The organism is Mycetocola sp. Y791 (assembly GCF_059445325.1).
In genome coordinates this window covers 14,704-28,984 of sequence record NZ_JCAIUC010000004.1, presented here as the reverse complement: position 1 = coordinate 28,984, position 14,281 = coordinate 14,704, and the positions used below count along the sequence as shown (strand labels likewise).

Sequence of the window (14,281 nt, the reverse complement as noted above, 5' to 3'; positions counted from 1 at the left end):
CCTGTTACCTAGTTGTAGGTACCGGGGGTGAAATCGTCACTCGAGAAGGTGTCGAAGTCAACGAAGCCGAGGTCGGCCTCATCGAATGCACCATCCGTTGCGAAGATACGGTTCGGGTAACGCTCGGCCTTGGCCTCGTCAGTTGCCTCAACGGTGACGTTGCGGTACTTTCCGAGTCCGGTTCCGGCCGGGATGAGCTTACCGATGATGACGTTCTCCTTGAGGCCAAGAAGCGGGTCGCTCTTGCCCTCCATGGCGGCCTGCGTGAGAACGCGGGTCGTCTCCTGGAACGATGCGGCAGAGAGCCACGACTCGGTCGCGAGAGAAGCCTTGGTGATACCCATGACTTCCTGACGAGCGGATGCCGTCTTCTTGCCTTCGGTCAGCGCAGCACGGTTCAGCTCGTTGTACTTCATCCGGTCGACGAGCTCACCAGGCAGGAGGCCTGTGTCACCGTGGTCAACCACTGTCACCTTGCGGAGCATCTGGCGGACGATGACTTCGATGTGCTTGTCGTGGATGGGTACACCCTGCGAGCGGTAAACGCCCTGGACGCCACCAACGAGGTGCTTCTGAACTTCGCGAACACCGAGAACCCGGAGAACTTCCTTCGGGTCGACGGCACCGAGGTGCAGAGGCTGACCGAGCTCAACGTGCTGACCATCTTCAATGAGGAGGGTCGCGCGCTTGAGAACCGGGTAGATCACTGGCTCGTCGCCGTTGTCCGGCGTGAGGATGATCTTGCGGCTACGGTCAGTGTCTTCGATGTTGACGCGACCTGCAGCTTCAGCGATCGGCGTCGCACCCTTGGGGGTACGGGCCTCGAAGAGCTCCTGGACGCGGGGAAGACCCTGCGTGATGTCGTCTGCTGATGCCGAACCACCGGTGTGGAACGTACGCATCGTCAGCTGGGTACCGGGCTCACCGATCGACTGTGCCGCGATGATGCCGACGGCCTCTCCGATGTCGACGAGCTTTCCGGTTGCGAGCGAACGGCCGTAGCAGGCTGCACAAACACCGACAGCGGACTCACAAGTCAGGACCGAGCGCACCTTGATGCTCTCGACACCTGCCTCGACGAGCTTGTCGATGAGAACGTCTCCGACGTCCGAACCGGCCTCCGCAACAACGGTGCCCTTCGGGTCGATGGCGTCTGCAGCGAGCGAACGAGCGAACACGGAGTTCTCAACGTTGGCGTCACGGACGAGGGTTCCGGTGGAGTCAACAGCGGCGATCGCGAGCTCGAGGCCCTTGGTCGTTCCACAGTCTTCTTCACGGATGATGACATCCTGCGACACGTCGACGAGTCGACGCGTGAGGTAACCCGAGTCGGCCGTACGAAGCGCCGTGTCAGCAAGTCCCTTACGAGCACCGTGGGTTGCGATGAAGTACTCGGCAACCGACAGTCCCTCGCGGTAGGACGAGATGATCGGGCGAGGGATGATCTCACCCTTCGGGTTGTTCACCAGGCCTCGCATACCCGCAATGTTGCGGATCTGCAGCCAGTTACCACGAGCACCAGACGACACCATGCGGTTGATCGTGTTGTCCTCGGGGAAGTTGGCGCGCATCGCCTCAGCAACCTTTTCGGTCGCCTCGGTCCAGATCTTGATGAGCTCCTGACGACGCTCGGCGTCGGTGGTCAGACCCTTGTCGAACTGGCCCTGCACCTTGGCGGCGAGCTTCTCGTAGCCCATGACGATCTCGCGCTTGTTCGGCGGGGTGAGAACGTCGCTGAGCGCAACGGTGACGCCCGAGCGGGTTGCCCAGTGGAAACCGGCGTCCTTGATGTTGTCAAGGGTCGCGGCCACAACTGTCTTCGGGTAACGCTCTGCGAGGTCATTGACGATCGCGGAGAGCTGGCCCTTGTCGGCAACTGCTTCGACGTACGGGTAGTCGTCGGGAAGGGCTTCGTTGAACAGCGCGCGACCGAGTGTGGTCTCGACGAGTACAACTCCGGAACCTTCGTAGCCCTCTGGGCCCTCGCCCTTGGCAAAGGTGATGTCGTGAAGACGAATGCGCACCTTGGCGTTGAGGTCGAGTGACTTCTGGTCGAACGCGAGAATTGCTTCCGCGATCGACGAGAACGCGCGACCTTCACCGGCGACACCCTCCTTGAGGGTGGTCAGGTGGTGCAGGCCGATGATCATGTCCTGCGTAGGCAGGGTGACCGGGCGTCCGTCAGACGGCTTGAGGATGTTGTTCGATGCGAGCATCAGGATGCGAGCTTCAGCCTGCGCCTCAACCGAGAGCGGCAGGTGAACAGCCATCTGGTCACCGTCGAAGTCAGCGTTGAATGCAGCACAGACGAGGGGGTGAAGCTGGATGGCCTTACCCTCAACGAGCTGAGGTTCGAACGCCTGGATTCCGAGGCGGTGGAGCGTAGGTGCACGGTTCAGCATGACCGGACGCTCGCGGATGATCTCTTCGAGAACGTCCCAGACCTCGGGACGGCTGCGCTCGACCATGCGCTTTGCTGCCTTGATGTTCTGAGCGTGGCTCAGGTCGATCAGGCGCTTGATCACGAACGGCTTGAACAGCTCGAGAGCCATCTGCTTCGGCAGACCACACTGGTGCAGCTTGAGCTGCGGTCCAACGATGATGACCGAACGACCCGAGTAGTCAACGCGCTTTCCGAGCAGGTTCTGACGGAAACGACCCTGCTTACCCTTGAGCATGTCGCTCAGGGACTTGAGGGCACGGTTTCCCGTTCCTGTAACCGGACGACCACGGCGACCGTTGTCGAACAGAGCGTCAACAGCCTCCTGAAGCATGCGCTTCTCGTTGTTGACGATGATCTCGGGGGCACCGAGGTCAAGCAGTCGACGCAGACGGTTGTTGCGGTTGATCACACGACGGTAGAGGTCGTTGAGGTCGGATGTCGCGAAGCGGCCACCGTCGAGCTGCACCATCGGGCGCAGTTCCGGCGGGATGACCGGGACAACCTCGAGCACCATCGCGGCCGGCGAGTTGCCGGTCGAGAGGAACGAGTTGACAACACGGAGGCGCTTGATGGCGCGGATCTTCTTCTGACCCTTGCCTTCGGCGATCTGCGTGTGCAGCAGCTCGGACTCAGCCGCGAGGTCGAAGCTCAGCAGTCGCTTCTGGATCGCTTCTGCGCCCATGAACGCCTCGAAGTACAGGCCGAAACGGTCCTGCAGTTCGTGGAAGACGGCATCCTCAGGCTTCAGGTCTCCGACCTTCAGGCTGCGGAAGTCGTCCCAGACACGCTCGAGGTGAGCGATCTGCTCGTCGTACGACTTGCGGGCCTGGCTCATCTCCTTCTCAGCGGCGTCCTTGGTGCGACGCTTCTGGTCAGCCTTGGCGCCTTCTGCCTCGAGGGCAGCGAGGTCGTCTTCGAGCTTCTTCAGACGGTCAGCAATGCGGGTGTCGCGCTGGTCGCCGAGGGTCTTGATCTCGAGACGGATCTCGTTCTCAAGGCCTGGCATGTCTTCGTGGCGAGCTTCCTCGTCAACGGAGATGACCATGTATGCCGCGAAGTAGATGACCTTTTCGAGGTCCTTCGGTGCCATGTCGAGCAGGTAACCCAAGCGCGACGGAACGCCCTTGAAGTACCAGATGTGGGTGACGGGGGCAGCCAGCTCAATGTGACCCATGCGCTCACGGCGCACGGACGACTTGGTGACTTCCACTCCACAGCGCTCACAAACGATGCCCTTGAAGCGGACACGCTTGTACTTGCCACAGGAGCATTCCCAGTCACGGCTCGGGCCGAAGATCTGTTCACCGAACAGACCATCCTTCTCGGGCTTCAGGGTGCGGTAGTTGATTGTTTCAGGCTTCTTGACCTCGCCGTACGACCAACGACGAATGTCGTCGGCTGTAGCCAGGCCAATGCGAAGCGCATCAAAAGTTGTTACGTCGAGCAATTTCTCTCCTAAAGAAAGTTCTCTGAGGTCTTCAGTTGGCCAGGCTTAGATCTCGTCGATTGACGAGGACTCGAACCTGGAGGAAATGTTGATGCCGAGTTCTTCCGCAGCGCGGAAGGCGTCGTCGTCGGTGTCTTTAAGGCTGACGACAGTTCCGTCAGCTGACAGGACCTCAACGTTCAGGCAGAGAGACTGCATTTCCTTGATCAGAACCTTGAAGGACTCGGGGATGCCGGGCTCCTGGATGTTCTCACCCTTGACGATGGCCTCGTACACCTTGACGCGGCCAAGGATGTCATCGGACTTGATCGTCAGCAGCTCCTGGAGCGCGTAAGCGGCTCCATAAGCTTCGAGCGCCCACACTTCCATCTCACCGAAGCGCTGTCCACCGAACTGTGCCTTACCACCGAGCGGCTGCTGGGTGATCATCGAGTACGGTCCGGTCGAACGAGCGTGGATCTTGTCGTCGACGAGGTGGTGCAGCTTGAGGATGTACATGTAGCCAACCGAGATCGGCATCGGGAACGGCTCACCGGAGCGACCATCGAACAGGCGGGCCTTACCGCTTGATCCGATGAGGCGGTCGCCATCGCGGGTGACCGTCGTCGAGTCGAGGAGACCTGCGATCTCTTCCTCGGAAGCACCGTCGAACACGGGGGTCGCAACCTTGGTTCCGGCGGGAGCACTGTGTGCCTCTGCCGGCAGGTTCTTCGCCCACGTCGGCTTGCCTTCAACCTTCCAGCCCTGCTGAGCGATCCAGCCGAGGTGAAGCTCGAGGACCTGGCCGAAGTTCATTCGACCCGGGATACCGAGCGGGTTGAGGATGATGTCGACGGGGGTTCCGTCTTCGAGGAACGGCATGTCTTCGACAGGCAGAATCTTCGAGATGACACCCTTGTTGCCGTGACGACCGGAGAGCTTGTCACCCTCGGTGATCTTGCGCTTCTGGGCGATGTAGACGACCACGCGGCGGTTGACACCCGAGCCGAGCTCGTCGTCGCCATCTTCGGAGTTGAACTCCTTGACGGCGATGATCGTGCCGCGCTCACCGTGGGGAACCTTGAGCGAGGTGTCGCGAACTTCGCGGCTCTTCTCGTTGAAGATCGCACGGAGCAGACGCTCTTCGGCGGAAAGCTCGGTCTCGCCCTTCGGCGTGACCTTTCCGACGAGGATGTCGCCGGGGCGAACTTCGGCGCCGATGCGGATGATGCCGCGCTCGTCGAGGTCCTTCAGCAGCTCCGGGCTGACGTTCGGAAGGTCACGGGTGATCTCTTCCTTACCCAGCTTGGTGTCGCGAGAGTCGACCTCGTACTCCTCGATGTGAATCGAGGAGAGGGTGTCGTCCTTCACCAGGTTCTGGCTCAGGATGATCGCGTCCTCGAAGTTGTGACCCTCCCATGACATGAATGCCACGAGGAGGTTCTTTCCGAGTGCGAGCTCGCCGTTCTCCGTTGCGGGACCATCAGCGATGACCTCGCCGGCCTCGATGCGGTCGCCCGCTGAGACGATGACGCGGTTGTTGAAGCTGGTGCCCTGGTTGGAGCGGTCGAACTTGCGGAGGTAGTACTCCTGGGTTCCACCCTCGTCGAGCTGGATGGTGACGACCTCGGCGGAAACCTCGGCGACAACACCCGACTTCTCGGCGGTGATCACGTCACCGGCGTCGATGGCTGCGTAGCCCTCCATACCGGTTCCGACGATCGGCGACTCCGAGCGAAGCAGCGGAACTGCCTGGCGCTGCATGTTGGCACCCATGAGTGCGCGGTTTGCATCGTCGTGCTCGAGGAAAGGGATGAGGCTCGTCGCGACGGAAACCATCTGGCGAGGCGAAACATCCATGTAGCCGATTTCCGACGCGGGGAAGAGGTCAACCTCTCCGCCCTTGCGGCGGGCGAGGACGCGGTCCTCGGTGAAGCGGCCATCGTCGTTCAACGGTGCGTTGGCCTGGGCGACGATGTAGTCGTCCTCTTCCATCGCCGTGAGGTAGTCGATGTCCTTCGTGACGAGTCCGTCGACGACGCGACGGTACGGGGTCTCGATGAAACCGAACGCGTTGATGCGTGCGAACGATGCGAGCGAGCCGATCAGACCGATGTTCGGGCCTTCAGGCGTCTCAATCGGGCACATACGGCCGTAGTGGGACGGGTGAACGTCTCGAACCTCGACACCTGCACGCTCACGCGACAGACCACCGGGGCCAAGCGCCGAAAGGCGACGCTTGTGGGTGAGGCCAGCGAGCGGGTTGTTCTGGTCCATGAACTGCGAGAGCTGCGATGTACCGAAGAACTCCTTGATCGCGGCGACGACGGGGCGCACGTTGATCAGGGTCTGCGGGGTGATCGCTTCGATGTCCTGCGTGGTCATGCGCTCGCGAACGACGCGCTCCATGCGGGACAGACCGGTGCGGACCTGGTTCTGGATGAGCTCGCCGACGGCGCGGATACGACGGTTACCGAAGTTGTCGATGTCGTCGATGTCCAGGCGGATCTCCGCCTTCTTGCCATCGCGGAGACCGGTGAAGGTGGTCTCACCCGAGTGCAGGCGAACGAGGTACTTGATCGTCTCGACGATGTCGTCGACGGTCAGGACGCTGTCGCTGAGCGGTGCTTCAAGACCGAGCTTCTTGTTGATCTTGTAACGACCGACCTTGGCGAGGTCGTAACGCTTGGAGTTGAAGTAGAAGTTGTCGAGGAGGGCGCGGGCAGCCTCAGCGGCGACCTGCTCTCCCGGACGGAGCTTCCGGTAGATGTCGCGGAGCGCATCTTCCTTCGTGAGGATGGTGTCCTTCTCGAGGGTCAGCTCGATCGACTCGAAGCCCTTGAACTGCTCGAGGATGTCTTCGCTGGTCAGGCCGAGGGCCTTGAGGAACACGGTGACCGACTGCTTGCGCTTGCGGTCGATGCGAACGCCGACCTGGTCGCGCTTGTCGATCTCGAACTCGAGCCATGCACCGCGGCTCGGGATGATGCGAGCGGAGAAGATGTCCTTGTCGGATGTCTTTTCCTGGTTGCGGTCGAAGTACACACCCGGGCTGCGGACGAGCTGCGACACAACGACACGCTCGGTGCCGTTGATGATGAACGTGCCCTTTTCGGTCATGAGCGGGAAGTCGCCCATGAACACGGTCTGAGTCTTGATCTCACCGGTGAGGTGGTTCATGAACTCGGCCTCGACGTAGAGCGGAGCAGCGTAGGTCTTGCCACGCTCCTTGCACTCATCGATCGAGTACTTCTCCGGCTCCAGGAAGGGGCTGGTGAAGCTCAGCTGCATCGTCTCGCCGAGGTCCTCGATCGGTGAGATCTCCTCGAAGATCTCGTCGAGGCCGGAGTGAGTCGGCAGATCCTGACGGCCGGCCTTGGTGGCTTCATCGACGCGTGCTTTCCACACGTCGTTGCCCACGAGCCAGTCGAAGCTCTCGGTCTGCAAAGCAAGCAGATCCGGAACCGTCAGGGTGTCGGTGATCTTCGCGAACGACAGACGCGATGCGTCGCGGCCGTTCTTGGGTGAGTTGGTGGATGCGTTGCGCGCAACAGCCAAGGAAATAACCTCCGTGGGCCCTCGTACAGGCTCTAGTTACTGGTAGTAATGGAGAACTCGTCAGACGCCATCAAAAATGGTGCGTCTTTCTTGAGAAAGAAACACTTGGGCCGACCGCAATATGAAGGCATGGAAACGTCTGGGAGCGCAAAGGTCTACTATATGTCTTCTTAACTCCCCTGTCCAGTGCTTCGCCTTGACTGGCATCCGCTGCTGCGGTATAAAGACCGCCCGCCGCCGCTCCCCCATCTCAGGAACCCCGGAAAGCCGTGCCCTGAGGGGACGAAACAGTCCTCAACCGGCCACAGAGGCGGTTCACTGATTCACAGAACTTGCTCAGCCCGGCCGCCGAAAACGCTCCAACCCATGCTGGGCGGATGACCGCGCGCAAACCTCTTCCCCACGAGCTCACCGGTCGCCCATTCACCGTGGCCCAGGCGCGGGCGCTTGGAGTCAGCCGGGCACGGCTGGCCGCAGGCGACCTCGCGCACCCGTTCTCCGGCATCCGCACACCTGCCCCGAACGGACGTGGTGCGACCTCGCCCGCTACCTCCCGCTCGCCGAACTCGTTGCCGCTGGCGATTACCTCGTCCGCCGCACCCGCCCGCTGACCTCGACCGATCGGCTCGGCGCCGCCGTCGCTGCGTGCACGGGACAGCGCGGCGTCAAGATTCTTCGGCGAGCGCTGGAGCTGCTCAACGATCGGGCCGAACCCGTGCAAACCCAGCAACTCGCGTGAGGGAGCAAAGGTAGGCTCGAACCATGGCATCGCGCGAGACCGACAACCCCAGCATCAAACTGGCCCTGAGCGGTTTCCAGGCTGTGATCGAGGCCGACCGCTTCAACCCGGGGAGCTTCCAGCTCGTCGTCGACGGCACCCCGCAGTCGCACGTCAACCTCGATGACCCGAGCCAGCTGTTCTTCGAGTACATCCAGCGCATCGGCCACGTCATCGACGAGTTCCGGGATCCCGGCAAGCCGATCACCGCGGTTCACCTCGGCGCTGGCGCACTCACCCTTCCCCGCTACATCGAGGCCACCCGCCCGGGCAGCCGCCAGCAGGTCATCGAGATCGAGCAGGATCTCGTCGACTTCGTCCGCGAACACCTGCCCTGGCCCAAGCGGGCCGCGATCCGGGTCAGGTACGGCGATGCCCGCGAGGTGCTCGGCCGGCTGCCGGGTGGGCTCGCCGGCACCGTCGACCTCGTCGTTGTCGACATCTTCTCCGGTGCCCGCACCCCGGCCCACGTGACGAGCCTCGAGTTCTATCGCGCAGCATCCGCCCTTCTCGCCCCAGATGGCATCATCGTGGTCAACGTCGCCGACGGCCCCGGGCTGGCCTTTGCCCGCAACCAGGTGGCGACGCTGAACGCCGCGGTCTCCTCCGTCGCCGTGCTCGCCGAGACGCAGATCCTCAAGGGCAGGCGCTTCGGCAACCTCGTCCTCGTCGGTTCGAACGCCGAGTTGCCGATGGACTTCATCCCCCGGCTTCTCGCCGGCGGACCGCACCCTGCCAAGGCCGTCTACGGCAGCGAACTCAAGCAGTTCGTCGCGGGCGCCCCGGTGATGACCGACGCGACAGCGATCCCTTCTCCCCCGCCCGCTAAGAGCATTTTCCAGGTGAAGTCCGGGAGCTGACATGGCACGTCGCACGCAGCTGGGCACCGCCATCGCGCTGGTCGCGACGGCTTTTCTCACAGGATGCACGGCGAGCGCCCCCGAGGCGCCCGGCGCGCCATCCGGTTCGCCAGCGACCACCCCGGCTCCCGCTCCGACGAGCACAGGTCCCGTCGGCCCGACCGGCGAGACGACGGTACTCGCCACCGGCCTCGAGGCACCGTGGTCGATCCTGCCCCTCGGCGACAGCACCCTGATCAGCTACCGCGACACAGGCCAGATCATGGAGTTGACGATCGCCGGAGACCTCCGCGAGGCCGTCGTCCTTCCCGACGTCGAAGCCCAGGGAGAGGGCGGCTTGCTCGGGCTCGCCTCCCGCACGGTCGGCGACACCAGGTGGATCTACGCCTACCTCACGACGGCTTCTGACAACCGCGTCATACGGATGCCTCTGGACGGCTCGCCCGGCTCCCTCGCGCTCGGCACCGCTGAAGTCGTCATCTCCGGGCTCGAGAAAGCGGGGAACCACAATGGCGGCCGCATCGCTTTCGGACCCGACGGGATGCTGTACGTCACGGTCGGCGACGCGGGCGACCCGGACAACGCGCAGGACCAGGCCTCGCTCAACGGCAAGATCCTCCGACTCACGCCGGTCGGCGAGGTCCCGCAGGACAACCCGTTCCCCGGCTCTCCGGTGTACTCGCTCGGTCACCGCAACCCGCAGGGCATCGCGTGGAGCGAAGACGGACGCCTGTGGGCCAGCGAGTTCGGGCAGAACACCTGGGACGAACTCAATCTGATCGAACCAGGTTCGAACTACGGCTGGCCGGCCGTCGAGGGCGCCGCAGCCAACGCAGACTACGTCGACCCCGTCTTCCAGTGGTCGACCAGCGATGCGAGCCCGAGCGGGCTCACCGTTGTCGACAACACTCTGTTCATGGCGGCCCTTCGCGGCGAGAAGCTGTGGTCGATCCTCGACGGCGTCCACGTCCCCGAGGGCAGTGTCGGGCTTGAGGGCGTTATTTCGGCCCACCCGTTCTTCGACGGCGAGTTTGGGCGCATCCGCGATGTGGCGCCCGCCCCCGACGGCTCACTCTGGATGATCACGAACAACACTGACGGCAGAGGAAATCCGACCCCGGATGACGACAGGCTGGTCGAGGTCACGCTCTCCCCGCTCGTCGAGGGTTAAAGTCGACAGTAGCCCCGGGGAAATCGGCGACACCGGGCAGCACCACCCTTGGAGTACACCCTGAGCATCATTCTTGGCTATGACGCCAAAACACTGCGCGAAAAAGTCGACCTCAAGGCCGTTGGAGAACGCCTTGAGGAACTCGGCGACATGCGCAGCCTCAGCGCCCTCTGCGAGAAGGCGTGGCTGTACAAGGTCGCCGGGCAACTCGACGACGCACTCGACGTCGCCAACCAGTGCGTGCGGCTCGCGCGCTTCACGGGCGACCGTAAAGGGCTGATGCAGCCACGGATGCTTCGCGCACAGGTACTGCAGTTCCGTGGCGCTTTCGACGAGGCAATTCACGAATTGTCCTCCCTCATCGACGAAGCACACACTCACGAGTGGAAGCTGCACGAGGCGCTCGCGCTCCAGCACCGCGGCAAGGTGTACTTCGACCAGCGCGAGTTCAAGCCTGCTCTTGCGGACTTCAGGGCCGCGGTTGCCCTGCGGACCGAACTCGGAGCATCCGATGACCAGATCGAGTCGGCGCTCATCGCTGTCGCCGTCACCGAGTCCTTTGTCGGTCAGCGGGCTTGACCGAAAGTGCCTGAATGTCGGAGGCTGCCGCTAACGTGATGACATGTCAGATTTGGTAAAGGTTCGGCTGTGGGCCGATTCTCTGATCAGGTTGCATCTCGACCCCTCCGTCTGGTCGTTCGGCTTCGACAACGCCAAGCGCCGCGCAGGCCTCTGCAACTTCACAACGCACCGGATCACCGTGTCGCGTTACCTCGCTGCTCGATACGACGACGATGATGTCCACCAGATCCTGCTGCACGAGGTTGCCCACGCGCTGGCCGGCCAGCGGGCCGGGCATGGTCCTGCCTGGCGGCGGGTTGCCGAAGACCTGGGCTACGTCGGCTCGAGGCTTCACAACGGCGAGACCGCCGATGAGCTCGCACCCTGGGTGGGGGCATGCCCGAGCGGGCACACCCTTTATCGCCACCGTAAGCCCAGGCATGTGACGAGCTGCGGTGTGTGCTCGCGGACCTTCGATCCGAAGTTCACCATCACGTGGCAACATCGCGAGATCACGCCGTCGATGCGGCGGCGCGCGGCTGCGGCGACCCCGTAACCCACGAACCCACGAACCCACGAACCCACGAACAGTGACGGGACCAGTGATGACCTCCGGCACTCCAAAGGACGCCCCGCGACGCTGGGTCGCTCTCCTGCGTGGCGTCAATGTCGGCGGCATCACCGTGAAGTCTGCGCCTCTCGCCGAAGTTTTCCGTGCGCTCGGCTTCGACGACGTGAAGACGGTGCTCGCGTCGGGCAACGTGCTCTTCACGACGCCCGAGACGGACGCTGCGGCGCTGGCAGTTCGAATCGAGAAGGCCCTGACCGATGAGTTCGGTTATGCAGCACGGGTCATTGTCGTCGCGCAGGACACACTTGAGAAAGTCGCTTCTGCCTATCCGTTCGATGAGGTCGACGACAAACACCCCTACGTCATTTTCGCCAGTGATCCCGCGGTGTTCGACGGCCTTGATCGTCACGGACTCGACGAGTCCGTGGAGCGCGTCGCCCGCGGGGACGGCGTGCTGTACTGGGAGGTACGCCGGGGCCAGTCCACCGACAGCGCCTTCGCGAAGCGGACTGCCAAAGTGAAGAGTACGGCCGTGACGACAACCCGCAATCTGCGGACGCTGCGCAAGCTGCTCTGAGCGCCCTCGCGCGCGGTCAGCGGCGACGCCCAGCTACGCCAGAATGAACTGTGGACATCCGCTGGTTAACCGCATCCGACGCTGACGTTGGTGCCGCCGTAGCGGCCCTCCGTCGTGATTCCCGCCCCGCCTGGGTACCGAACAAACGGCAGGTTCTCGTTCATGTGAACAACTGCCTCCTGCTCTGGTACCTCTGCATCGTCTTCATGACGTTCGGCATCCGTGTGGATGGGTATCAGGGCGGTCAGGTCACGGGCACGGACGTTCTCGACATCGTGGGCAGCATGGTCGTTTTTGCGGCCTGGCTCGCGGGAACGGTATGGCTGGCGCGGTGGGCGGCCAGACCGCCCACGCCGCGAGCACAACTGCGGCAGTGGCGGCAGGACCTGACCGCCCTCGCCAACGGCTTTGAGCCACGACCCCGATCGGTCGCTCAGTTCTCCTCCCTCCTCGGCGCCGACGGGCGTCCGATGGAACAGTTTCCGCGCTTCGAAGCGCCCGGGGTCGAGTTCGGCAACGCCACTCCATATGGCCCGCGGGCCGGCGAGTGGCGGTACCTGCGCGTGGCACTTCCCGCGCCGCTGCCCCACCTCGTCCTTGACGCGACAGTCAACGACGGGCTCACGAGCGACCTGCCCGAGGGTATTGATCAGCAGCAGAGGCTGTCGATTGGTGGGGAATTCGACAACTGGTTCCGCGTCTACTCACCGACGGAGTACGGTACGGAGGCCCTCTATGTCCTGACGCCCGATGTGATGGCCGACCTCATCGACCACGCATGGGGCTTCAACGTGGAGATCCGCGACACGTCAATAATTTTCTTCACCAGGCCGGGGGCCGACTTCGCTGACCCCGCCTCGTGGCACAGCTTCGGCGCCATTCTCACCACCGTCGTGCCCCGCATCACCGCAAAAGCCGCCCGGTATCTCGACGAACGCGTTCCCGGGCAGGACACGTCTCGCCTCGTCACGCGCATTCGCGCCGAGCTTGATGCGCCGGACGTGACCTACGTCGCCCAGGAGCCGCGCATCGGACCCGATGGGCGCCGCCTCGCTCTGCGCGATCGGGCCAACAGCGCCCGGTGGGGTCTGCGTGCTGCCGGCTGGCTGGCCCTTCTCACCTTCCTCTATGTTGTGCCGGGGGTTTTCGCGTTCGCCGGGTTCATGTCGATCGTCGACGGCTGGTAGTCCGCGCCCACGTTCACGCATCGGTGCCTCACAGCAGCGTTTCGGGAGGAAAAACCCGATGCCGAGGCACGCAGAGGCCCTGGCCCCCACGATCGTCCGCCCGAGACGACGGGCACGACCACAGCCCCGCCCGGCGACCCCAACCAACCGACACCCGAGCAAAGCCCGGCCACACACGGGCGACGGGCACCACCGGGCAGAGTTTCGGGAGGACAAACCCGGGGCCGAGGCACGCAGAGGCCCTGGCCCCCACGATCCAACGCCCGAGACGACGGGCACGACCAGAGTCCCGCCCGGCGGCGCCAACCAACCGACACCCGAGCAAAGCCCGGCCACGCACGGGCGAGGGGCACCACCGGGCAGAGTTTCGGGAGGGAAAACCAGGGACCCGAGCACACACGGCTGCCACCCGGCAGCGTTTCGGGAGGGAAAACCCGGGGCCGAGGCATGCAGAGGCCCTGGCCCCCACGATCCTCCGCCCGAAACGACGAGCCGTCAGCGCGCCGAGGACGCGCCCGTCGAGGGGCGGGCGCGGAGGTGGATGCGCTTACCCTCTTTGCTGAAAATCGACAGCATCTCGACGGGCCCGGCGCCGGTCGCCGACAGCCAGTGCGGAATGCGCGTGTCGAACTCCGCAGCCTCTCCAGGCCCGAGGGTCACGTCCTGTTCACCGAGCACGAGGCGCAGATGCCCCGAGAGCACGTAGAGCCACTCGTGTCCCTCGTGCACTCGTGGCTCAGGCACGGCGGCGACACCCGCCGGGTTGGCGGGAAATGTGACCTTATAGGTCTGCACAGGACTCGACTCCGGCGAGAGCGTTTCGAACTGCACCTCACCGACCCGCTTCGTTGTTCGCTTTACCAGGGGGCTGGGTGCGGCACGCGGAACTATGTCATCGAGCTCCAGTCTCAGTGCGCGCGCGATTGGCACCACAAGCTCCAGGTTCGGAGCGCGCTTGCCCGCCTCGAGTCGCGAGAGTGTGCTCGACGAGATTCCGGTGGTCTCCGAAAGCTCGGCGAGCGTCATACTGCGCTTTTCGCGCCAGCTCTTGAGTCGTGGGCCGATGAGGGCGAGAGAGTCGTCGGGCACGGGAACTCCGTTCTTGCCAAATTGGCACCGATAGTTGCCAACACGTTAGCACGGAGACAC

At 63.5% G+C, this 14,281-nt stretch carries 10 protein-coding genes; 7 read left to right on the top strand and 3 right to left on the bottom strand.

Annotated elements, in window-relative coordinates; all coding sequences use genetic code 11:
- Positions 1 to 8 precede the first annotated feature (8 nt).
- Positions 9 to 3,890 carry a DNA-directed RNA polymerase subunit beta' gene (locus tag AC1C2N_RS13190; RefSeq protein ID WP_108391817.1) on the bottom strand — a complete coding sequence of 1,294 codons (3,882 nt, stop codon included), beginning with the start codon at positions 3,888 to 3,890 and terminating at the stop codon, positions 9 to 11.
- A 45-nt stretch (positions 3,891 to 3,935) separates the two neighbouring features.
- Positions 3,936 to 7,427: a DNA-directed RNA polymerase subunit beta gene (gene rpoB, locus AC1C2N_RS13185; RefSeq protein ID WP_483404928.1), complete on the bottom strand. Its 3,492-nt coding sequence runs from the start codon at positions 7,425 to 7,427 to the stop codon at positions 3,936 to 3,938.
- A gap of 377 nt (positions 7,428 to 7,804) precedes the next feature.
- Here rpoB and AC1C2N_RS13180 point away from each other — a divergent pair, with 377 nt between their 5' ends.
- The 7 genes from AC1C2N_RS13180 (at position 7,805) to AC1C2N_RS13150 (ending at position 13,132) form a co-directional block, all read left to right on the top strand.
- Entirely contained in the window at positions 7,805 to 8,038 is a 234-nt protein-coding gene (locus tag AC1C2N_RS13180; RefSeq protein ID WP_495434243.1) for a hypothetical protein, read from the top strand.
- Positions 8,039 to 8,189: 151 nt separating this feature from the next.
- Positions 8,190 to 9,065, top strand: a complete 876-nt coding sequence (locus AC1C2N_RS13175; protein ID WP_108391820.1) for a spermidine synthase — start codon at positions 8,190 to 8,192, stop codon at positions 9,063 to 9,065.
- A 1-nt stretch (position 9,066) separates the two neighbouring features.
- Positions 9,067 to 10,236, top strand: coding sequence for a PQQ-dependent sugar dehydrogenase (locus AC1C2N_RS13170; RefSeq protein WP_495434242.1), 1,170 nt, complete (start codon positions 9,067 to 9,069; stop codon positions 10,234 to 10,236).
- Positions 10,237 to 10,284: 48 nt separating this feature from the next.
- Positions 10,285 to 10,815 (top strand): hypothetical protein, encoded by a 531-nt coding sequence (locus AC1C2N_RS13165; RefSeq protein WP_483404931.1) that lies wholly within the window; start codon positions 10,285 to 10,287, stop codon positions 10,813 to 10,815.
- A 43-nt stretch (positions 10,816 to 10,858) separates the two neighbouring features.
- A complete protein-coding gene (locus AC1C2N_RS13160) occupies positions 10,859 to 11,353 on the top strand; it encodes a SprT-like domain-containing protein (RefSeq protein WP_483404932.1) in 495 nt (164 codons plus the stop codon).
- Positions 11,354 to 11,387: 34 nt separating this feature from the next.
- On the top strand, positions 11,388 to 11,945 hold the full coding sequence (locus AC1C2N_RS13155; RefSeq protein WP_495434241.1) for a DUF1697 domain-containing protein: 558 nt from the start codon (positions 11,388 to 11,390) through the stop codon (positions 11,943 to 11,945).
- Positions 11,946 to 11,995: 50 nt separating this feature from the next.
- The gene (locus AC1C2N_RS13150; protein ID WP_495434240.1) at positions 11,996 to 13,132 is read left to right on the top strand and encodes a hypothetical protein; all 1,137 of its coding nucleotides are present in this window, start codon (positions 11,996 to 11,998) and stop codon (positions 13,130 to 13,132) included.
- A gap of 495 nt (positions 13,133 to 13,627) precedes the next feature.
- On the opposite strand, the gene AC1C2N_RS13145 is transcribed toward AC1C2N_RS13150, so the two are convergent.
- The gene (locus AC1C2N_RS13145; RefSeq protein WP_495434239.1) at positions 13,628 to 14,221 is read right to left on the bottom strand and encodes a helix-turn-helix domain-containing protein; all 594 of its coding nucleotides are present in this window, start codon (positions 14,219 to 14,221) and stop codon (positions 13,628 to 13,630) included.
- Between the last annotated feature and the right edge of the window lie 60 nt (positions 14,222 to 14,281).

What these genes read in the sequence shown, in the direction of transcription:
- AC1C2N_RS13180 (WP_495434243.1), top strand. Translation starts at nt 7,805, where the DNA reads ATGACCGCGCGCAAACCTCTTCCCCACGAGCTCACCGGTCGCCCATTC.
- AC1C2N_RS13175 (WP_108391820.1), top strand. Translation starts at nt 8,190, where the DNA reads ATGGCATCGCGCGAGACCGACAACCCCAGCATCAAACTGGCCCTGAGC.
- AC1C2N_RS13170 (WP_495434242.1), top strand. Translation starts at nt 9,067, where the DNA reads ATGGCACGTCGCACGCAGCTGGGCACCGCCATCGCGCTGGTCGCGACG.
- AC1C2N_RS13160 (WP_483404932.1), top strand. Translation starts at nt 10,859, where the DNA reads ATGTCAGATTTGGTAAAGGTTCGGCTGTGGGCCGATTCTCTGATCAGG.